The 19042-nt window shown below is 61.0% G+C and carries 19 protein-coding genes; 6 read left to right on the top strand and 13 right to left on the bottom strand.

The features are described from left to right. Positions 1 to 106: 106 nt before the first annotated feature. The 5 genes from ACSW29_RS29200 to ACSW29_RS29180 are packed head-to-tail and all read right to left on the bottom strand — an operon-like array spanning position 107 to position 5032. Positions 107 to 1006, bottom strand: coding sequence for a type II secretion system F family protein (locus tag ACSW29_RS29200; RefSeq protein WP_011331690.1), 900 nt, complete (start codon positions 1004 to 1006; stop codon positions 107 to 109). Beyond that, a complete protein-coding gene (locus ACSW29_RS29195) occupies positions 1003 to 1884 on the bottom strand; it encodes a type II secretion system F family protein (protein ID WP_228233078.1) in 882 nt (293 codons plus the stop codon). The genes ACSW29_RS29200 and ACSW29_RS29195 overlap by 4 nt, the downstream gene beginning before the upstream one ends. Beyond that, positions 1881 to 3527, bottom strand: a complete 1647-nt coding sequence (locus ACSW29_RS29190) for an ATPase, T2SS/T4P/T4SS family (RefSeq protein WP_041814175.1) — start codon at positions 3525 to 3527, stop codon at positions 1881 to 1883. The genes ACSW29_RS29195 and ACSW29_RS29190 overlap by 4 nt, the downstream gene beginning before the upstream one ends. Then, positions 3524 to 4321, bottom strand: coding sequence for a hypothetical protein (locus tag ACSW29_RS29185; RefSeq protein WP_011331693.1), 798 nt, complete (start codon positions 4319 to 4321; stop codon positions 3524 to 3526). The genes ACSW29_RS29190 and ACSW29_RS29185 overlap by 4 nt, the downstream gene beginning before the upstream one ends. A gap of 6 nt (positions 4322 to 4327) precedes the next feature. Further along, positions 4328 to 5032: an SAF domain-containing protein gene (locus tag ACSW29_RS29180; protein WP_011331694.1), complete on the bottom strand. Its 705-nt coding sequence runs from the start codon at positions 5030 to 5032 to the stop codon at positions 4328 to 4330. Positions 5033 to 5268: 236 nt separating this feature from the next. On the opposite strand from ACSW29_RS29180, the gene ACSW29_RS29175 reads away from it, so the two are divergent. Together ACSW29_RS29175 and ACSW29_RS29170 are read left to right on the top strand one after the other, a co-directional pair. Further along, a complete protein-coding gene (locus tag ACSW29_RS29175; protein ID WP_041814173.1) occupies positions 5269 to 5715 on the top strand; it encodes a helix-turn-helix transcriptional regulator in 447 nt (148 codons plus the stop codon). A gap of 266 nt (positions 5716 to 5981) precedes the next feature. Beyond that, entirely contained in the window at positions 5982 to 6764 is a 783-nt protein-coding gene (locus ACSW29_RS29170) for a helix-turn-helix domain-containing protein (RefSeq protein ID WP_011331696.1), read from the top strand. A gap of 12 nt (positions 6765 to 6776) precedes the next feature. Here ACSW29_RS29170 and ACSW29_RS29165 read toward each other — a convergent pair whose 3' ends face one another. The 4 genes from ACSW29_RS29165 to ACSW29_RS29150 form a co-directional block, all read right to left on the bottom strand. Next, complete coding sequence (locus ACSW29_RS29165) at positions 6777 to 7580, bottom strand: alpha/beta fold hydrolase (protein WP_011331697.1); 804 nt, start codon at positions 7578 to 7580, stop codon at positions 6777 to 6779. 136 nt (positions 7581 to 7716) lie between these two features. Then, on the bottom strand, positions 7717 to 8385 hold the full coding sequence (locus tag ACSW29_RS29160; protein WP_148209135.1) for a TetR/AcrR family transcriptional regulator: 669 nt from the start codon (positions 8383 to 8385) through the stop codon (positions 7717 to 7719). Further along, entirely contained in the window at positions 8378 to 9016 is a 639-nt protein-coding gene (locus ACSW29_RS29155) for a hypothetical protein (RefSeq protein WP_011331699.1), read from the bottom strand. Before ACSW29_RS29155 ends, ACSW29_RS29160 begins: the two co-directional genes overlap by 8 nt. 133 nt (positions 9017 to 9149) lie before the next feature. Next, complete coding sequence (locus ACSW29_RS29150) at positions 9150 to 10409, bottom strand: hypothetical protein (RefSeq protein WP_269578090.1); 1260 nt, start codon at positions 10407 to 10409, stop codon at positions 9150 to 9152. 481 nt (positions 10410 to 10890) lie between these two features. On the opposite strand from ACSW29_RS29150, the gene ACSW29_RS29145 reads away from it, so the two are divergent. Beyond that, the gene (locus ACSW29_RS29145; RefSeq protein WP_041814230.1) at positions 10891 to 11343 is read left to right on the top strand and encodes a helix-turn-helix domain-containing protein; all 453 of its coding nucleotides are present in this window, start codon (positions 10891 to 10893) and stop codon (positions 11341 to 11343) included. 26 nt (positions 11344 to 11369) lie between these two features. Here the strand turns inward: ACSW29_RS29145 and ACSW29_RS29140 are convergent, their stop codons facing one another. Next, on the bottom strand, positions 11370 to 11735 hold the full coding sequence (locus ACSW29_RS29140) for a hypothetical protein (protein WP_011331702.1): 366 nt from the start codon (positions 11733 to 11735) through the stop codon (positions 11370 to 11372). Positions 11736 to 11957: 222 nt separating this feature from the next. Here ACSW29_RS29140 and ACSW29_RS29135 point away from each other — a divergent pair, with 222 nt between their 5' ends. Continuing rightward, complete coding sequence (locus ACSW29_RS29135; RefSeq protein ID WP_011331703.1) at positions 11958 to 12755, top strand: type IV toxin-antitoxin system AbiEi family antitoxin domain-containing protein; 798 nt, start codon at positions 11958 to 11960, stop codon at positions 12753 to 12755. After that, positions 12755 to 13669, top strand: a complete 915-nt coding sequence (locus ACSW29_RS29130) for a nucleotidyl transferase AbiEii/AbiGii toxin family protein (RefSeq protein WP_011331704.1) — start codon at positions 12755 to 12757, stop codon at positions 13667 to 13669. Before ACSW29_RS29135 ends, ACSW29_RS29130 begins: the two co-directional genes overlap by 1 nt. A 2-nt stretch (positions 13670 to 13671) precedes the next feature. Here the strand turns inward: ACSW29_RS29130 and ACSW29_RS29125 are convergent, their stop codons facing one another. Together ACSW29_RS29125 and ACSW29_RS29120 are read right to left on the bottom strand one after the other, a co-directional pair. Next, complete coding sequence (locus ACSW29_RS29125) at positions 13672 to 16029, bottom strand: FtsK/SpoIIIE domain-containing protein (RefSeq protein ID WP_173362653.1); 2358 nt, start codon at positions 16027 to 16029, stop codon at positions 13672 to 13674. Between the two features lie 789 nt (positions 16030 to 16818). After that, positions 16819 to 17277 carry a hypothetical protein gene (locus ACSW29_RS29120; protein WP_041814171.1) on the bottom strand — a complete coding sequence of 153 codons (459 nt, stop codon included), beginning with the start codon at positions 17275 to 17277 and terminating at the stop codon, positions 16819 to 16821. A 488-nt stretch (positions 17278 to 17765) separates the two neighbouring features. Here ACSW29_RS29120 and ACSW29_RS29115 point away from each other — a divergent pair, with 488 nt between their 5' ends. Continuing rightward, entirely contained in the window at positions 17766 to 18185 is a 420-nt protein-coding gene (locus tag ACSW29_RS29115; protein WP_011331707.1) for an SMI1/KNR4 family protein, read from the top strand. 167 nt (positions 18186 to 18352) lie between these two features. Here ACSW29_RS29115 and ACSW29_RS29110 read toward each other — a convergent pair whose 3' ends face one another. Further along, positions 18353 to 19033 (bottom strand): hypothetical protein, encoded by a 681-nt coding sequence (locus ACSW29_RS29110; RefSeq protein ID WP_011331708.1) that lies wholly within the window; start codon positions 19031 to 19033, stop codon positions 18353 to 18355. Between the last annotated feature and the right edge of the window lie 9 nt (positions 19034 to 19042).

Genomic DNA, 19042 nt, shown 5'->3' with positions numbered 1-19042 from the left:
TTATTGGTGTGCTGGATGTGTAGCAGTTGTCCTGGACTGGATGAGTCCGGTCGATGGGTCCTTCTTTGTTTTGCCTGTTCAGAGGGCACTCCTTTCTTGTTGTTGGTTAGCCGCTGATGACGGTCACGGCCGGGATCAGGAGTAGTGCCATGAACAGGCCGGCGAGGCCGGCGAGGGGCATGGCGAGCTTCTCTGTTGCCTCGACGGCGGCGGACTGTTCAGCGGAGGTTTGTGCGGAGCGCAGGCTGGCGGCTTTGGCTCGCAGTGAGGTGTAGACGCTGGCGCCTTTGTCGCCTGTCATCGTCATGATGTCTGCGAGGTCGCCGAGTTCTGCGAGTCCGAGCTGCTGCGAGACGCGGGTGAGAGCACTCCAGGGCGCTTCGCCGGAGCGGCCGGCTTCGTACAGTTCCTCGTCGAGTCGTAGGAACACCCAGCTGTCTCCGACTTGGGCGGCGATCTCGAGGGATTGCGTGGATCCGATTCCGCCACGTCGGCATAGCGCGACGAGGTCGATGTAGGAGCTGAGGGCTTGTGCGAATTCGGCGCGAGCGGCAGCGGCGCGGCGCCGAATGTCGATGTCGGGAATCATGAAGAGGAAGACGGCGGTCGCGAGTGAGAGGATCGCCGGCATCGACCATGCCAATCCCAATCCGAACGCGGTCAGAACCAGATTCAGTATCGGGAAGATCAACAGACCGAAGAATGCCGCGACAAGTTTTTCGCCGAGGACGTGCGCCGGATCTTTGTGCAGCAGTGAGAGGTCCGATGTGGGGAGGGTGAGGAATCGACTGTCTTGTAGGTAGGGGTGTACGCGCAGGCCGAGCTTGTTGGCGAGCCCGTCGACGAGTGATGTCCCTGCTGTGCTTGCCTTCTCCGGCGCGGGTCCGGACATCCTGGACATCACGTCGGTGAGGGCAGGTTGGGCTCGCAGGAAGTACAGGGCCACGAGATAGATGCCGATTGTGCCGACGCTGGTATAGACGATGATCGTCATGGTGATACTCATCGCTGCGCTCCTACAAGGTCAGTGCGTTCGACGCGGTCATTGGTTCCGATGAACCGCGGGTAGGTCGGCGGCTTGGTGGCTTGCTTCATCCAGTACAGATCCGCAGCGAAGAGCGTCAGCAGGATCAGTAGGACGATCTGCATGCCGCCTGAACGGTATGGCTCCATGAAATTCGTGAAGGCGAAAGCTGCAGCAAGGACGGCGATGGTGATGATGGTGACCCATTTGGCTTGTGTTCGAGTCGATTTGCGGTCCGCTTCGATGCGCCGGCGGCGGGCGACGGTATCGCCCACGTCTTCGGCGAGGCCTTCGAGAACATTGGCCAGACCGACACCACGCAGTTGCATGGCAAGGAGGAGGGCGCCGCAGATCTTGTCTCCGACGCTGTCGTTGAGGTCGGATGCAAATCGTGTGACCGCTTCGGCCGGTGGGACATTGTTGCGGAGCCTGTTGATGAAGGCAGTGATCTCGTCTTTGAGCGTTTCCGGGATAGGAGTCGAGATGATGGTGTGTTCGATTCCGGAACCAGCTCGCATGCTGCTCGACAAGTTGCGCGTCCATTCGTCCATCGCGGCCAGACGGCGGATCTGGTGTTCCGCTTCCGGTCGGCTCAGGAGGTAGGGCAGACCCACGAGAAGGGCCGGGACGAGGAAGAGCGTGAAGAGCCATCCACTCAGGTAGTAGACGCTGGCACCTGCCACGATCCCTACCGCCAGGAGCATTTGGGTGGTCCCGGATATCTTTACTCTTTCGCCCTTACGTGGACGCTGCCGAGTGGGGGCTGTGGGATCGCGGCGGTCCCTCCACCCCAGGACAAGGCAGCCGACTCCCGCGCACAGAAGCAGGACGAGGAAAACGCCGATTTGCTGGTACATCATGCAGCTCCTTCGTCGTCGAAGAGTTCACGTTCTTCGTCGAAACTCCGAAGAGTGTCGGAGGGGAGGTTCAGTCTCTTGAATCCGCCGGCGAGAAGCTTGCGTAGCAGCGGCTGTGGGATGGTACCGAATACCCCTGTGCCGTCGGAGTATCCGCGGTAGATGGTGGAAAAGCTGGGTAGCTTGTCGTCGCCAGGTTCGACGTAGACGACTTCGGAGACGTACCGGACTGCGGTTGTGGTGCCTTCGCGGTTGACCCTGACCTTCGTCGCCAACTGAACGATCACGTCGACGTGTTCTGCCAGCTGCCGTTCGATGTATTCCGCGGTGGCGTTCATCGGGGGCTCTTGGGCGAGGTTGGCGAGTCGGTCGATGACGCCGCGTGCGGTGTAGGCGTGGGTAGTGAAAAGGCCACCATTGGCTGTTTGGAGCGCCTTGACCAGGGCGAGGATCTCGTGTCCGGCGATTTCGCCGACTACGAGGTAGTCGAGTCCCTGGCGGACGAACTCATAGAGAATTGCGCTCAGGCTGAAGCCGCCGGCGAGCTGTCCGTCTGGACCGCGTTCGCCGCCGCCCATGATCATTTCGGCGTCGACGACGAAGTCTCGCCGGCCGGGCAGTTCGTCGAGGAAGAGTTCTCGTTCGGTTTCGGCCACTCCGATTCGTGTGTGAACGGGGAGTGCGTTGGCGAGAGCGCGGGCGAATGTCGTTTTGCCGAAACCCATTCCGCCGCCGACGCCTGTCGACGCTCCGCCTCGCATGGCGCATCCGAGGATGTGCGCAAGTTCCGGAGGCATCATGTGGTGATCGAGCGATAGTTGCTCGAGGGTGATGTTGGTCAGGCGGTGGATGCGGATCGCGACGGAGGGCCGGATGGTGGTGTACCCCAGGACCGAAAGTCGATGGTTGCCTTGCATGTTGAGTCGAAGCGAGGGATTGATTCTGGAGAAGGGCCTGCCACCGTTATCGGCCCTGGATGCGAGAAGGCTCATCCACTCGAGAAGTTCGTCGCCGCTGTCGACGACGGAAGCTCGGTATTCGTAGTGCCCGTCGGGGTATTTGACGTATACGGCGTCACCGTTGAGGTAGATGTCGGTGATGTCGGGTTCTTCGACGAGATCTTGGAGGGGCCCGAGGCGGAACTGAGCGTCGAAGATCGCCTTGATGAGGGCATGTTCTTGGTCGAGGTTGAAGGCTTCGCCGCCGGAGCGGATCGTCTGTTGGACGTGGTTTTTCACCAATCCGGTGATTGTTTCTCGGCCGTATTCGCGTTCTTCGTCTTCGGTGAACGGCACGACGAGTTTGGTGTTCTTCGGATCGTTGAGCTCTCGGTCACGCTTGGTGCGGTGTTCGCGCAGTAGCTCGGCCGCTTCTCGCTGCAGGGCGCGGACGAGTTGTCGGTCGACCGCGATTTTCGGGGGCGTACTCCGCCGCGACCGCACGGCCTCGCCCGGAGGACTATGGCGTGGTGCTGGAGGTAGGTCGTGAAGGTGGTTGGTGCGGAAGAAATCAGCGGTCTCTGCCGACACCGGGGTTACTGGTTCGGGGGAAGCCGAGTGCTGATCCACGGAAGGAAGCGTCGCGGAGAAGAACGGGAGATCGGTGATGTTCTTGTGCGTACTCTGTGCTGTCTCGTCAGTTGTCATCGTCGGTCTCCTGTCACGGCGAGGCTGGACTTCCAGTCGGCCTGGTGGGTGGCCGCGAACTTTTCGATCTTGGGCCACGTGGTTCGGTGCAGCGCATGGAGATACAGCGATCGGCGGCGGCGCCACTTGGTCAGCACCTCGCCGTCGGAGAAGACCTTCGCGTCCTTCGAATCCGGGATGACGGCGATGACATCGAGTCCCGTGACCTTGGCTACTTCGTCGGCGTTGTATGGAGATTCACCGATGAGGATGAGTCCGAGGCTTGCCGTGGACTGTGTCGCTGACAGTTGTTGACGCAATCCGTTGATCGAAGCGCGCAGTGCCGCCAGCGCCGGACGGGTCGTGCGGGTAACGATGGCAATGGTCGTGGCGCTGACGATCATCTCGACCGGTGAGCCGTGTTGTCCGATCCGGCCGGCGTCGACGATGACGTTGGCATCGTCGACGGCAAGTCCTGCGAGATGGATTCCGAGTGGACTCCAGACACCGCGCATTGCATCGACTTGAGCGGAATGTAGAAGGCCAGGGAGGACAGAGACCGTGGTGTCGGGGAAGGTGATCACCTCGGAGGCCAGCGCTGATTTGAGGCGTCCGTGGCGGTTGGCGTCGACGAGGTTGATCAATGATTTGTCGTGGTATCGGCCGCCGAGGAGATATCCGGCCAGCACGGGCGAGGATCCGATTGGATCAGCTTCGACCAAGAGCGTGTTCTTACTTGGTGAATTCAAGGCCAGAGCGAGTGCTGTCGTGGAGACTCCTGGTGCCCCGGATGCAGAGATGAGTGCGAGGTACATGGGAAATCACCGCACTCGGTTGTCGAGGACGATGGACACGCGCTTGGTCGCAGCCCGCGCGGCGACCCAGTTTGCTTCGGCTTCCGGGACCAGGAGGTTGAGAGTGGTTTCGCCCGCTTCCGCGATCGTGGTCGTCGAGTAGACCTGCGCCTTTGTGTTGATAGGTCCAGTAACCGGCGGGTCATCGCCTTCTCGGGGTGTGTCTACGACGCGGATCATGTCTCCGGGGAGAATTGCTTCCGACGGTAGGTGTGGGTATCCCACGGTGATGCCGACCATCGTCAAGCCTTCTCCGGGCACCACCTGGTCGGTGACGGCCGCGGGCATCAGCACTGTTCCTGCCGGCAATCGAGTGCCGGCACTCATTCCGATGACACGACCTCGTTCACCCGCCGAGAGGGCACCCAGGTCGGCGTCGACGTTGACGGTTTTCACCGTGAGGTCCTTCGATTCGATGATTTGGCCCTGTTGGACGTCGCGCGCGAGGACGAGGACGTCGGTCGTGGCGCGCATCGCGCTGACTGCGGCGAGCATGCCGATGACGGCGACGACGACAAGGGCGACGCCGATTGCAAGGTAGATCGGGCGTCTGCGCACTCGCGCGCGGGTAGTCAGGTCGGGTGGGCTATCCGGGTCTGCGCCGTTGTGTGCTGGTTGTTTGTCACCGGACGAGCGGATGGAATCGATCTTTTTGGTCAGTAGGGATGCCATGTGTGGTGGTCCTTCACAGTGGACGAGTGGACAGGGTGGGCAGGTCGTACGGGGACAGTAGGTCGGGACCTGGACTGGCTGGCGCCAACTGCGCTGCAGAACGGTTTGCCTCGGCTTTTCGGTGGCGGTACGTTCGCCGCAATCCCTGTCAATCTTGGTGACAAATCTAAAAGCCAATCTGGATGGCATATTAGAAGGGTTGCGGCATGGTGTCTAGCGATGGACGGACCAATCCGATGAGCCGCAACGTCCTGCGCGGCTTCGATAAAGACGCATTCGCAGCTGCCCGAAAGGCAGCTCGGATGTCCCGTGGCGATGTCGCCCGCCTGGCGGACACGACCGCCGCGACCATCCGCAACTGGGAGATCGGCGCCGTGTCTCCTCAGATAGATTTCCTGGCCAGAGCCACGAAGGCGTTGAACATCCAAGTCGGCGACGTCGTCGTCACGGATCCGGAGCAGCGCTTTCTCAGTGACTATCGATGCTTGGTCGGACTTACCCAACCCCAGCTCGGCAAAGTGTGCGGGTTGACGACCACGACGATCACGCGCATCGAACGCGGTGAGATCGCCCTCACCGACAAGATCCAGACTGCTTTGGCGGAGGCGTTGGGGATTTCTGGGGAACAGGTGAATCGGGCGTATCTGAAGGCCAAGCGGCGACCTCCTGGAACGCCTGCTTGAGCCTCGCCGTAAACGTGGCATGGCTATCCCCCTCTGGAGCAACTCCGAGGGTCTCCCCACCCCGGTGTTGACTCGCCTCCCTGCTGGTTTCACTCTCCTGCCTGCCACGCAGCTGTGAGTCTTTCGCGAAACAGCACAGCAGGTTTGTGTGACCGGCGCGAGTCTGGCCGGTACCACTAAAGAGTGTTACCTGCGAGTATTGACTTTTCGCCGTAGGTCAGATTTTGGGTGTTTGTCCCGTTACAGATACTCACGAAAGGTCATGCATGGATACCGTTCGACCGCCCAACCTGGGCGATTACCTGCGCGCGTTGCGCACCAGATCCACACCGCAGCACCCGGACGGTCTGACAAGGACCGAATTCGCGGCGAATATTTTCTGGAGCGTGAGCCATATCACGCAGATCGAACGTAACGAATCGCCGAACCCTTCAGTCAAATTTCTGGAAGCGACATCACGGGAACTCGGACTCGATCCGGCCCAGCGCCGACACCTGTACAACCTTGCTCGCCGCACTCAAACGGAACGGGAAACATCGACCACCCCGTGGACGATCGAGCAATACCGATCACTCATCACACCCGAGATGCGCACGGTCATCACAGCGCTCAATCCACATCTGGTGGCTTATCTGGATGAGCGATGGAATGTCATCGAATGCAACGCTGCCTATGATCGCGCCTTTTCAGGCCTTCTCCACGACGGCAATGTTTTGCGCTGGTTCTTCTCCACACCGCAGTCCAAGCAAGTCATGGTGGAGTGGGAAGCCGAAACGACCTTGACGGTGAACTGGTTCCGCGCATTGATGGGACGCTATTACAACCCTGAATGGGCGATCGAAACCCTGGAAGAACTGAGCAAGTTCCCTGCATTTCGGCGCCTGTGGGACAAAGAGGATGTTCGATTCGGCCGACACCAGCCATTCATGCATCTGCGCGATGCCGACACCGGCGAGGAATATCGCGTTCACGTCCAGGTACACACGGAAATGCGTGGTGACTACCCCGTACAGATGTACCTAGGCGTGCGAATCCCGGGAACCGAATAGCTGCTCAAACCTCTACAACCAGCCTGTTTCAACCATCGTCACGAAGGCCGCAATGGTCTCGTTCACGGGCTGCGGGTGGGTCCAATTGGCGGCGTGACCTGCGCCAGGAATGGTGAGGACTGGAACTGCGAGCGGTAAATGGTCGTACAACTGTTTTGCTTTGACCGCAGGCGCGGACATGTCGTGTTCGCCACGGATGATCAACGCCGGCACCTCGATAGCACTCAACCGGTCGACGACATCGTCGCGTTCGATCAAGCACTCTGCGGCCGGCCGAATCGCTCGACGATCGCTAGTCGTCCATTTCTCGATCCACGGCGCCCACGACTCTCGCGAGTCACCACCGATCAATTGCGGTGCCAGAGCTTCGACAAGCGGTTCGATCGGGGCATCGCTGCACCACTGATCGAACATGGCCTTGTATCCGGCTTTCTCGCCATCGGTGCAGGCAGATGCTTCGGTGTCGAGTAGCAGGAGCGCTTGGACTCTCTCGGGAGCGAGCAAAGCCGTCCGTAGCGCGGTGTAACCGCCCTGCGACATTCCGCCGACGATTGCTGTCTCGATCTCGAGATCGTCGAGGACCGCCAGGGAGTCTCGAGCCAAATCCCAATACGTGAATGCGGCGCCGTGATCGGTTGTTCGTCCGTGCCTGCGCGAGTCCCAGGCAACCACCCTGACATTGCCGGCGAGGGCATCGATCTGCGGGGCGAACATCGACGAATCCATGAAGAATCCATGCCCGAGCAGCAGGACGGGCCCCTCTCCCCCACTGTCGGTGTAATAGATATCGGCGTCGGGCGTTCTCACGTTCGGCACGAACCCGATACTAGGGGTGACCTTTTCCGACCGGGGATTCGAGTCCGCTCACGTGCATACACGGGAGCGGTAGATTTTCAGGCTCCGTGGGAAGATCCAGGGCCTCTGCGGGGCGGCGTAGAAGGCGAGGCTTCGGCTAGTCCGGACCGCCGGTAAGTCCGTCGAACACGTCGACTATCCGTGTTCGCAGATTGGGTGAGCCCACATCAACCGAATGAAGTTGAGCCCCGCCAATGAATGTCGCGCACACCTGATCAGATAGTCGGTAGCTTGCGGGACGGTCGCTTATCTCGCCTGACTCTATGGAGCGGACAACCAATTCATCAATGCTCTTGTGCCACTTCATATATGCAGTTTTCCCGCCCGTAACGGATGGTTCGACAGTGAGAAGTAACCCAGCACGCAGGATGGGATCGGCATCGATACGGTGCGCCATCTCGCTGCAGAACCGCACCAGCTGGCGGTAGGGGGACCTATCACCAGCCTCTCCGAGAGCCACGTACTCGTCATTCACCATATCTGACCATCGTTCGATAACCTGTTGTGCCAGTTCCTCTTTGGAAGAGAAATGGAAATATATTGCACCTTTGGTCAGGTTCCCATTTTCGATGATGGTGTTGATACTTGCCGCGGCAAATCCACAAGCATCGAACTGACGTGCGGCGGCGTCGACGATTTTCTCGCGAGTAATCCCCGCCCGTTTCTGCCGTCGCCTTCCTTTGACCGCGCCCCCGACGACGGATGGGCTGGGTGAACCGAAATGACCTGGACTCATCGGCTCTGATTGGACGACGGTTTCACGCATTCCCTCTCACTTTCAGCAGTGTCTTCTCGCTACATCCTGCAGAAACAACGGAAGCATTTGCAATCTGCCTATTGTCAGCGTTAGTGCGCGATTGTGCAGATCGGAGGCCTGACTGATCCGATTCTGTCCTCGCGACCCATTCTCCGATTGCAGTCAGAATCCAACTTCTGGACACCTCTCGGTCGACGGCCACCACCGATGTCAGCGCTTCGAATGCCAGCGTGACGGCGACCGAAAAATCAGGATGCGGAGTGTCCATTGCTTCCAGTGCGATGTCGTTGGCTGCGGAGAGCGCGAGGTGCAGGGCGTCTGCTGAGATCACCGCAGGGTCTTCTACCAGCGCTGTTGTGGATTGGTATGCCGATATCCAGACCTGTGGGTCTAGCGGATGCTGTGCTGCGGCGCGGCACATACGGGCAGCTTGCTCCAGTTCGGACATGACCGGCTCGGTCAGGATGGGCGCGAGCCTGCCAGTCAACCCCCATTGCGAGTCGAGGAGATCGGCGAACCAGTGCCAGCGCATTGATTCCGGTGCGTCATCGAGAGCAAGCTCGACCGTTCCGGCAGCAAGACACATAACAGCGTCGCCGGGTGTCATGGTGTTGAGCGCGGAGGCGAATGTCGTGTTCATGAGCAGGTCCCGTCTGGGGTCTCGGGTCGAGACCGGAGATGTCTGTATATGAATGGAACGTGATGCGATTTGTAATCCGCTGTCAAGAAACGCTTTTCAGCGTCCAAGGGAGATCTTGCCGAGATGTAGTACTTCAGCCGGTGTCGGCAATGTCGATCGGGCGCAAATATCCCTGCGGTTGACTGCCACGGTTTACCTCTCGCCGCAGCTGGCCATCCGCCGGGTCGTATGTGAATGCCCTCCCGCCGGCCCCTGAGAAGAAGAGACCGCGCCGCCGCGAGGCGCGTGCGGGCGCCGATGGCGAGCGCAGCATTGCATCGTCTACATGTTGATTTGGCTTGATGGATCGATCAATCAGAGTGGGACGCAGTATGTCTCGGCTGGATTTGTGGCGGGAAATGCCGCCAGGGCCTACACCGGGGCACCGCGTACTCAGAGTGCGCAGCATGTGGCGCGGCGGGCGGAGTGGTGCCGCGCCATTCCTATGTCCCGACCGAGAACCAGACAACTGGACTCGTCCGACCCTCCGGTTGAGCGCGGCGGACGCGCGAGCGCTCGATGTCGCATCTTCCGGCAATTCCTCGTCGAGCGAGATCGGTTCCAGGTCCCGACCCGACAGGGGCTCGACAGGAGACAGTTCGTCGGATTCTTCGCGAACACCAAGGACTTCAGCGGCCGTTTCCTGTGGGCCACTCTCTTCTGTCGATGAATCGCTGTTAGCCGCTGCATCACGTGCAAGTGCGCGCCGGTAGCGGCTCAATTCGGTGACTGCCGAGTCGTATTTGATGGAAAGCCGTGCCGCGAGCTCGGAAGGAGACCAACCTTGTTCGAACGCAATGCGCACGATCTCGCGTCGCTCGCAGAGGCGTAGCGGCAACTGCTCCCCACCGAGCCGGCGGATCACGACTGCCTCGTCAACGGGAACACCTCCCCCACCGTGTCGCGGTTGAACTCGTTCCTGACTCCGCGCCTTGGGGTTGTCGATTTCGTCGTCGTCCCACCCGAGCGGCGGTACGACGCCATCCGCGCGTGATCGGTCACGAATTTCGGCATCCGGGCCCGGGTGCATGGACAGCTCGTCGTAGATGCCGGCGATCGCCTTCCATAGCTCACTGGGGATGAGGCTCTTGGTCGGCATGCCAGTGACGACGTCGATGTCGACGCCGAGACGAGCTGCCAGGAGACCGTCTCCATAGCCCATTGCGTTCAGTGCACGCAGACGTCGGTGCGCTCCCACAGCCGGCGTGAGATCGCGGCCGCGGCTGGGGTGGAAGGTGATTGAAAGGACGGCGTCGACGACACGTCGTGGTGCTGACGTCGTGGAAGTCTTGCGCAACGCCCGGATGATTTCGACGGGCAGTGATGCAAGTTGAGCGATCAGCTCGGTTGTCATTCCGGCGCACATCAGAGCGTTGACGTGGTAGCGAACGTCTGCGAGGTCGACTGATGTATCGACGTGACGGGCAGGTGTCCAAGCCCGCCCGTCACGTCCCCTGAACCCGATTGTCGCGATGTCTGGAACCACCCGTCGTCGCGACTGGGTGTAGTAGACCGGGCGGGGATTCCGGCTGTATTCAGTCTAGCTACCGACGCTTGGCGTGCAGAGGAACGGCAGCCGCGTCGGCTGCTGGAGATTTCGGACGTGCGTTGTGGTGCTGCGGTGCTGGTGGTCATCGGAAGCTCTTTTCCGTTAGCGGCTGGTCAGGCCGCATGTACGTGTGAACAGTTCGTACTCGAGCGCACCGGGTGGTCGAGAACAGCGAATGCTCGCTGGTTGAGGCCGTTCTGGTATTTATCACTGGAATCTAAACCCGGTATGCAACGATGGTATCTACATCTTCAATAGGATGTCCAGCGATGAACGGACAATCCAGGTGAGACTGCCTTTGAACGGCTTCCAGCCGAAGGCCCTCGAAAAGGCTCGAACCGCGGCCAAGATCAGCCGTGGCGATCTCTCCCGCGCAATCGGCGTGGACCCGACCACCGTTCACAATTGGGAAACCGAACGATCGCAACCGTCGCCTGACCATCTGGCGCGTGCCGCTGAGCAACTCGGCATCCCTCTTGATCAACTGATCGTCGTGCCAGAGAAGAACAGGACGATCGCTGACCTGCGCAATCTCGCGGGAATGACCCAGAAGGATATCGCCGGCCGCACGGGCCTGAGCACCACGACGATCGGCAGGATCGAGCGCGGCGAAGGGACTCTCGCCGATCGCCACGCCACCGCACTGGGCGAGGCTCTGCATGTGGAGATCCAGACGATCCGTGCCGCGTTCATCCGAGCTCGAACCAGACCTCTCCGCCCTCTTCCCAAGACCAGCTAGCGCGCATCCCGGACCTGCGAGTTTCCTCACCCTTGATCACCCACTCGCAGCCGCTGCTGACGACGACGATCAACTGCCTGGCGTAAGCCGCTGACCGCCAGGGCTACCGCTACCGCAAGCACTGCAGCGACGACGATGAGCCGGCGGAGATCGAGGCCAGCGCCTTCCGCGCCAGGAAGAGCCAGCAAGGGCGATTCCGTTGCGGCGATGATCATGTTGTGTTCGAGAAGCCAGGCCGTGACCCTTGCCGACATGGCCGGAATGGCGCCGACGACGATCCCGAAGATCAGTGGGGCTGCCATCAGCAGGGACATCTGATCCGCGTCAGACAGTCCTGCCGCGTTCGCCGTACCTGGGGTGGGCCGCTGGGGTTCTGACTGGCTCTCGAACATGACCGATCTCCTCGTGTCGCCGGAATTGGGCTTCTACGAGTAGGAAGATCCGGTCGAGACGTCCTGTGTGACACGCGTCGGCAAACAAATTTCGGACCCTGGGCGGCGCACGTGACGGGCGGGTGATTGACACGCGTGCGGTCTTCGTCAGATGCGGGGAAGTATCACTGAAACTTCATTTTGAATCTTCAATAATTACACCCAAAGTGATATTATTGGTGCATGAAAGGTGATGATCGCTTCCTCGCGCTGGCTGACCTCGCCCAGGACCAGTGGGGCATGTTTACCTCAGCGCAGGCCGCCGAGTCGGGCGTTAGTGCGCAACACCTCAAGCGGTTGGCAGACCGATTCATCCTCACCCGCATCAGACATGGCGTGTACCGGCTGACAGGGACGCCGATTCACCCCACCGATCACGTGCGCGCCCAGTGGCTTGCACTCGACCCGACACGCTCGGCGACAGAGCGCATCGGCAGTGCCGATCCCCGCGGGGTCGCCTCTCATCGAACGGCTGCCGACTTGAGACAACTCGGCGACATCGATGCTGACATTGCAGAGTTCACCGTTCCGCGCCGGCGCAACACACGTAGCGACGGAGTCCGTTTCCACGTCGCCACACTGGACCCCACGCACTGGTCTCTACTCGACGGCCTGCCCGTCACGACGACAGCAAGGACGATCGTCGACCTCGCATCTTCTCGAACAGACGGTGGACACCTCGCTGGCGTGGTGTGGGATGCATTGCGCACCGATCAGGTCTCGCGGGGACAGTTGGAGTCCGAACTGCGCCCATTTGCGTACCTCTACGGCGCACCCCTCGGTGACGGAGCAGGGTTGATCGCCGCCCTCATCGACGATGTCGCCGCCTCGGACCTGAGGTCCGCACCGACCGATACGAGAGCCTCTCGCCAGGAGGAAGCCGCTGGCGAGGTCGGGCACGGTCCCGGCGTCCTGAATATTCTGCGTGATCCCGCCCTGCCCGCCGCACTTCGCGCGCTGCGTAAACAAGGAATCGTATAGTGGCACAACACTATCCGTCGGCAGCAGCATTTCACCGGGCACTGCTGGCGCGCCTGGGAAGCCAGGCAAAAACATCCGGTCGCACGACTGAGGAACTTCAACGCGAGTACTTCACCCAGCGGTTCCTGGCGAGGGTGTTCTCGTCACCTGATTCGCGGTGGATCCTCACCGGAGGCGGTGGGATGCTCGTTCGCATCCCTGGGGCCCGTCACAGCCAAGACGTCGATCTGCTTCATCCCGGAACAGACATCATCGGTGCCGTCGACGAACTACGAGCTCTCAGCGTCCGCCCGGACCTGGACCGGTTCACTTTCGAGATCGAGGCGAAAGGATCACTGACCGGCGTCAGTCGGGGTGCTCAATTGAAAGCAACCGTTTATCTCGGTACTACGCGCGTAGGAAACTTTCCGATCGACATTGCGATCGAACGCACCTTGATCGGACCGGTGGAGCGACTGCAGCCGCGCCCCGCCGTCGAGATCGCAGACGTCTCGACGCTGCCGGCCTTCACGGTCGTACCTATCGCTGACCAGATCGCTGACAAACTGTGCGCGATGTACGAACTTCACGGGCCTCAGAAGGTCACTCCCTCAACGCGATTCCGTGATCTCGTTGATCTGCTACTCATCATCACCTCATGCACGGTCGACGCCGAAGACACTGTGAACGCACTACGGGCCCAACAAACCCGCCGCGTGCTCACACTCCCCCACACGCTTGCATCTCCCGGGCCGAGCTGGGCCGCCGGCTATCGTGCACTCGCGTCGAAGACATCGTTGAAATCCGAGCTTCATACGCTCGACGACGCACTCGCCGAGCTCAGCCGTGCACTGTCTCCATTGCTGTCGGGGCGGAGATCCACAGGGACATGGGACCCCGCCGCGCGGCAGTGGGTGCCGGCCGAGCTCGACTGAGGTCACACCAGTTCAGGTACCTGAACAGGCTTGCGGATCGAGACGTAGGAACTGTCCGGAATCGCAAGATCGCCCACCTCGTCGGTGTCACTGCGCCAGGTCAACGAGAGCAACGAGTCTTCGATGATGTCGGGCTCGGGTTCGGTGTCGACAACGACCCACTCGTCGGTGTCCTCCATCAACAACAGATCACCCAGTGCCACGTCAGCGGCGCGAACATCCTGGACAGGTCCGTATTGGTCCTCGTGTTCGTCTCCACTGGCGAATGCATAGTCCGATTCCTCGCTTAGAGCCGCATCATCGACCGCCTCCTTGACGACGGTGAGTCTGGTTCGGGTCTGGTCGAGGTTCGACTGTTCTGTTCGGATTGCAGGATCGGCCAGTTTGTCGAGAAACGCCGCCGCAGCTGCGGGATCGTTTTTCGCGAGCGTCGGCCTGCGGTAGGTGTCGAGGTCGACGAAGTCCGCCATCGCTGGTCGCTTCGTCGGAGTTTCGGGCGCCCCCAACAGACCCAACAATGCGGTCGGCGATGCGATTCGGCGATCGGTATCGCGGTTCATCCGTGCTCGCTTGAGTACCGGGTCGAGGTCCGGTCGGTCACTGGCAAGGACCCAGTCAGCGGCGACGTAGTCGAAATAGGTCAGAGGTGCGGGTTCTGACGTTTCGTCGGAGGCGTCGATGTCCGGGAGAGATTCCGGAGGAACGATCAGCAACCGCGGGTGTCTGGTCACCGGTGGCCGGAGCCTGTCGAGGAGATCGGCGTCCGGAGTACCGTCACGGGTCTTTCGTGGATCCGGCACGCGGTAGCACTGGATTTCGAGCGGCTGATAGTTGTCGGTGACAGTGGTGCCTCGCCCGCGGCACTTGCGCGGAACGCTCGTGCCGATCGTCGGAGACTGCCACATCATGGTGGCCGCTTGAGGTGAGAGCCGTCCCATGGAGATGCGCATCGCGAAGTTGTCGCGCATGTCGCCGAGGAAGTAGATCGCGTCGGGACGCTGAGTACCGAAGACCAGATGCACTCGCGAGGTACGCGCTTTGCGTGCCATCGACGCCAGCATGGCGAGCACCGGTGGTTGTCTCGGGCCGCCTTTCGGTTTGACCGAGGTGTACCAGTCTTCGACATTGCCGCGGAATTCCGCCCACTCGTCGAGGAACACCAGCACCGGTTCGAAATCCGCTTCCGTTGCCTCGCCGGTGACGATCTTCTGGTAGCGGTACTCCATCAAGTCGCGTGCACGATGCACCATCGCAACTTGCTGCTCGATGGTCGTGGCGACCACTTGGACGTTGGGCCAGTCCTGGAAGCCGAGGAATTCGACATATTTTCCATCGAGCACCCAGATCGGCCATCCGCGGCGCGAGAAGTTGACCAACAGGTTGTGTGCCGTCACTGTCTTGCCGCTACCGGGAGGTCCGATCAGCATCAGATTCGGATCGATCGCGGGGCGCCACACCACCTCGTTGCCGTCTTCGTCGACCCCGTAGGGGATCTCCACCGAGTCGTAGCTGGCCAACAAATCGACATCCGGGTCGATGTCCGGGGCGGGCAGCCAAACGCTGTCGGGGAACGCAGCACGTTGCTCGAACGTGACCTCGTCCGTGTGATGGTTCCACTTTGCACGCCAGCGTCCGGGGAACATCGCATTGATCGCGCGTTCGACACGAGTGCGATAGCCATCAGACACGAGCTTCGATCCGATTTCGTGCCGCACCATCATGGAGGTGACTTCACCGGTCTTGGTATCGACATCAATCGCAGTCACTGTTGCGGTCGGTCCCAGCAGTTGCCCGACATAGCGTTTTGCACGCGCCACCGCTTCACTGTCAGAGGGCTCTCGTTCCGGCTCCGCTGCGGGTGTGAAGATCAACCGCCGACGGTTGGGATCGTGCTCGGCGAGCGCAAAGAACCCCCACCCCTGGTCTTCGAAAACCTCGCAAATGTCGTCGAACCATGTGTCGTCGTTCAGCGGCTGCGCCGACGTGTAATACACGGTGAGTTTTCCCGGCACGCCCGGAGTCCCTCCGCTCCACTTCGATACCGACAACACCGCCCGCGTCGCTTCCGGGATGCCCATGACGGGGCAGAGTCGTTCGATTACTTCGTCGACCTCGACATCGCGCAGTTGTTTTTTCTTCCCCGCGACTCCGGCGTACACCGCGCCTATCGACAGTCCTGCGGCCGCCGGAATGGACAAGGCGGCATACCCGAACAGCGGCGCCCCGGCGCCGACACCCACCGCCGCGCTTCCGAGACAGAAGCTGTCGCGAACCCAAGTCCGCGACCGCGCCGGCAGTGAACTTATGCGAGGGGTACGAGCGAATCTGGCGGGAGCCTTTTCCTGCGCAGGACTCGTCATCGCCGACCCCCGATCACCCGACGGCGATCGAATCCGGTCTGCATCTGCATGGCGCTCCTCCTGTGGTCGGCCAACCGCGCGCACGCGCAGTTGCCTCGAATGGTTCTTCTACTCACAGGAAGATCCCGCCAACCCGAGCTGAGTGACATCGCGGCCGAAGAAATCTCTCTCCACTTTCACTCAAGCCGGAACAGCTACGTGTAAATCCGACACCGCCCCGCATCAGATGCACCACGAGTGAGATGTTCATGGGAGGCATCCCATGGCACTCCCACGGCAACTCCCCTTCGCGGAACTCGTAGAACAACTCGCGCTCACATCAATCGCGAAATGACACCGTCACCCCTTGACACGTGGGTTACGCTCCGAACAGCGCAACGAAGTGAGCATGGATCGGAGCGACCCCCGCGTAGGGGATAAATTCTCTCCCCGGCAACTACACCGATTCGCGCTGCTCAGCAGGTTGCGGGGCTCCGGAACGAAGATCCGAGCCGTCCATCTATCCCACGCCTCAGCCAACAGACAATCTGAAAAGAACCTTCTCCCGTGGGCGTCCCAAGCCCGTCCCCTTAGCCAATCAACGGCCACGCACCTGTTGTTCAACAGCCTGCGATGTGTCCGGTCGCGAGCCGTTTCGCGCGAGTCTCACCCACACAAGTTCGAGCAGATTCCCGCATCGCAAGTTTCGGCACACAAGTGGGGAACGTCCCCGCCGGTCCTGCAGATGCCTTTCGACCCTGACCCAGGGTCGACGGGTCGCGCCTAGGGTTCCCGGGCAATGGCTTCAGGTCAGGTCCGCTTGCGGCTCGCGATCTCGTCGGAGAGCCGCTGCACATGGGCGGCGTCCGCGTCCCTGGCAAGGGCGACGTAGTGGTCCATGACGGCCGGCCGGTAGCGCAAGGGCAACGTCTGTCCTGGGGCGAGTCGTGTCAGCTCGGTGATCGTGAGGTCTTCGTCTGCGATACCGCGGAACGAGATGCCGTCGGCTGTCTCCACGTCGAACATCAGGACCACGCGTGGATTGCTGTTGACCTCCCGCCAGTCGACGAGAACGCCGAGCGCAAGCGCCCCCGTCCGCAGTTCCGCATTGCGCTTGCGTGCATCACTGCTCATGAGCGGGTTCGGGGCGACGCCCGGAAAGTCGGGCCCGACGCCGAGCGATTCCCGACTCAGGTCAGGCCTGAGCTTCGACATCACATCGTCGAGCGTCATCTTCGAATCGTTGCGCTTCTTCTTCCAACCGAACATCCTGACCCCTCCCTCACAGCGGCGCCGGAATCTCGGCCTGGAGCTTCGGCGCTCGGTGCGATCGTAACGGCCGGCATTGCCCGAATCAGACAGATGCCCGACGCAAAAACATGCCGATGCCGACTCGTTGGATCCAGCGCGGCGATCTGCGGTGGTCTCCAGGTGGCGGGGTTCGACGCTGATGTTCGGATCCGAGCACTGGCCGTTATTGCCAACGATCATTCGAGCTGGTCAACGTACATTGCTGGCGAGATCCTGCAATCCGAAAGTCGTCATGAGCCCGACCTCGCGGAGATCGCGTGGTCGAGCTGTGGCAACAACACCGGGGCGAACGGATCGAGCAGTGATTTCCTCTCCGGATCGCAGCCAGAGCGTTAGTGCGGGAGGGGAGCCAGCATTACCCGCGCGGATTTGAAGCGATGCAACAGCTGCGCCGTCAGTTTGAGATGTCGGGGCCTAGTGTCCTGCGCCGGTAGTAAGTTTCCGATATGGCTCTCGGAAACGAGTTGGTCGCTCGCATCGAGCGGACCGTGGACTTCTACGGTCCCGGCCGTCCGATTCCGGCAGACGAGCTTCACGTGCGATTGCATGCACTCGACATCGTCCCCGACAAAGACTTCACCGAGTTCGTGGGACGTTGGGGCGGATGCTTCGTGGGCGTGTCAGTGCACGCATGGGACAACGCCGAGCTTATCGGTCGTGAGACATGCATCGAGCTGACCATGGGGGCGCGTGACGCATACGGCGCCCTCATCGACGGGGTGGTGTTCGCTGACGACGGGTCGGGGAATCCGATCTGGATCGCTGCGGACGGAAGCGTGCGCTTGGTCGACCATGACAACGCGAACACAGTTGTTCGACTGGCTGCCAGTTTCCGCACGCTGTTGGAGGAGAACGTCGACGACTGACTCACGAAGGCATCCGCGCGATTCCGGCTGCCCCTCGTCGCCCTCGCAGGCTGCATGTCCGCGGTGGTCGCCCCAACGACCGTACCTGTCACCGAGATGATCGAAGGCGTTGCGGCTGGGGCCGGCCTACGGATACACGCATGTCGCCCCCTCGACGGGGCACTAGTTCATCGGACGGCTACTGCGCTTACACGCCAGACGCCGATTTTGACGGCACTCATGTAGACGGCGAAGGTGTTTTTGCTCAGTTCTTTTCCATCAGGTCCGGTGGCAGTTTGTGTCACTGCGAGCACACGGGAAACTTTGGCTGGTTGATCAGCAGGGTGTTCGTCGCCGGCAATGCTCGCTGTGGCAATGACGATCGCGTGGTCGTCTGCCCAGTTCTGCCATTGCTTACCGGTGATCGGTGCAAGCGCAATGAATGAGTCGGCATTCGCGGCGTAGTACCTCTCGTCGAGAAGTGGCGCCGCCCGTTGAGCTGCCGCGGATTGGTTTACGTCCTTGCCTGGGGCGTAAGAGAGCATGGTGCGAGCGACGGCGAGCATGACCGATTCTGCATCGTTCTCGTTGGCTCCGGCCAGTGTGTCGGGGAGCGCTGGAGGCGGAGTGGTGGTCAGGGCTGGAGGGGCGGTCGGAGGCGACGGAACTGTCGTCGGCGCCGAGCCGGATTGGCTACCTTCAGCGAGGACGTCTGTCGATGGGAGTGTGGGTACCGTCCACGAGCTGTCGGCCTCGGCACTCGTTTCCACCGGATGATCTTCGGGTTCGTCGCTTCCTCCGCACGCTGTCAGTACCAACGCGGCAGATGTGAGAGCAGCAAGAGCGAGCGAGCGATTGCGAGTAATCATTATGAAGGT

This window comes from Rhodococcus sp. GB-02, assembly GCF_053470465.1.
This window is presented reverse-complemented; position numbering and strand designations above follow the sequence as displayed.

Bases quoted from the DNA above. Each gene is read 5' to 3' on its own strand.
- ACSW29_RS29180 (WP_011331694.1), bottom strand. From the start codon at position 5,032: ATGGCATCCCTACTGACCAAAAAGATCGATTCCATCCGCTCGTCCGGT.
- ACSW29_RS29200 (WP_011331690.1), bottom strand. From the start codon at position 1,006: ATGAGTATCACCATGACGATCATCGTCTATACCAGCGTCGGCACAATC.
- ACSW29_RS29115 (WP_011331707.1), top strand. From the start codon at position 17,766: ATGGCTCTCGGAAACGAGTTGGTCGCTCGCATCGAGCGGACCGTGGAC.
- ACSW29_RS29140 (WP_011331702.1), bottom strand. From the start codon at position 11,735: ATGTTCGAGAGCCAGTCAGAACCCCAGCGGCCCACCCCAGGTACGGCG.
- ACSW29_RS29190 (WP_041814175.1), bottom strand. From the start codon at position 3,527: ATGACAACTGACGAGACAGCACAGAGTACGCACAAGAACATCACCGAT.
- ACSW29_RS29185 (WP_011331693.1), bottom strand. From the start codon at position 4,321: ATGTACCTCGCACTCATCTCTGCATCCGGGGCACCAGGAGTCTCCACG.
- ACSW29_RS29120 (WP_041814171.1), bottom strand. From the start codon at position 17,277: ATGTTCGGTTGGAAGAAGAAGCGCAACGATTCGAAGATGACGCTCGAC.
- ACSW29_RS29110 (WP_011331708.1), bottom strand. From the start codon at position 19,033: ATGATTACTCGCAATCGCTCGCTCGCTCTTGCTGCTCTCACATCTGCC.
- ACSW29_RS29150 (WP_269578090.1), bottom strand. From the start codon at position 10,409: ATGACAACCGAGCTGATCGCTCAACTTGCATCACTGCCCGTCGAAATC.
- ACSW29_RS29125 (WP_173362653.1), bottom strand. From the start codon at position 16,029: ATGACGAGTCCTGCGCAGGAAAAGGCTCCCGCCAGATTCGCTCGTACC.
- ACSW29_RS29170 (WP_011331696.1), top strand. From the start codon at position 5,982: ATGGATACCGTTCGACCGCCCAACCTGGGCGATTACCTGCGCGCGTTG.
- ACSW29_RS29195 (WP_228233078.1), bottom strand. From the start codon at position 1,884: ATGATGTACCAGCAAATCGGCGTTTTCCTCGTCCTGCTTCTGTGCGCG.
- ACSW29_RS29160 (WP_148209135.1), bottom strand. From the start codon at position 8,385: ATGCGTGAAACCGTCGTCCAATCAGAGCCGATGAGTCCAGGTCATTTC.
- ACSW29_RS29175 (WP_041814173.1), top strand. From the start codon at position 5,269: ATGAGCCGCAACGTCCTGCGCGGCTTCGATAAAGACGCATTCGCAGCT.
- ACSW29_RS29155 (WP_011331699.1), bottom strand. From the start codon at position 9,016: ATGAACACGACATTCGCCTCCGCGCTCAACACCATGACACCCGGCGAC.
- ACSW29_RS29135 (WP_011331703.1), top strand. From the start codon at position 11,958: ATGAAAGGTGATGATCGCTTCCTCGCGCTGGCTGACCTCGCCCAGGAC.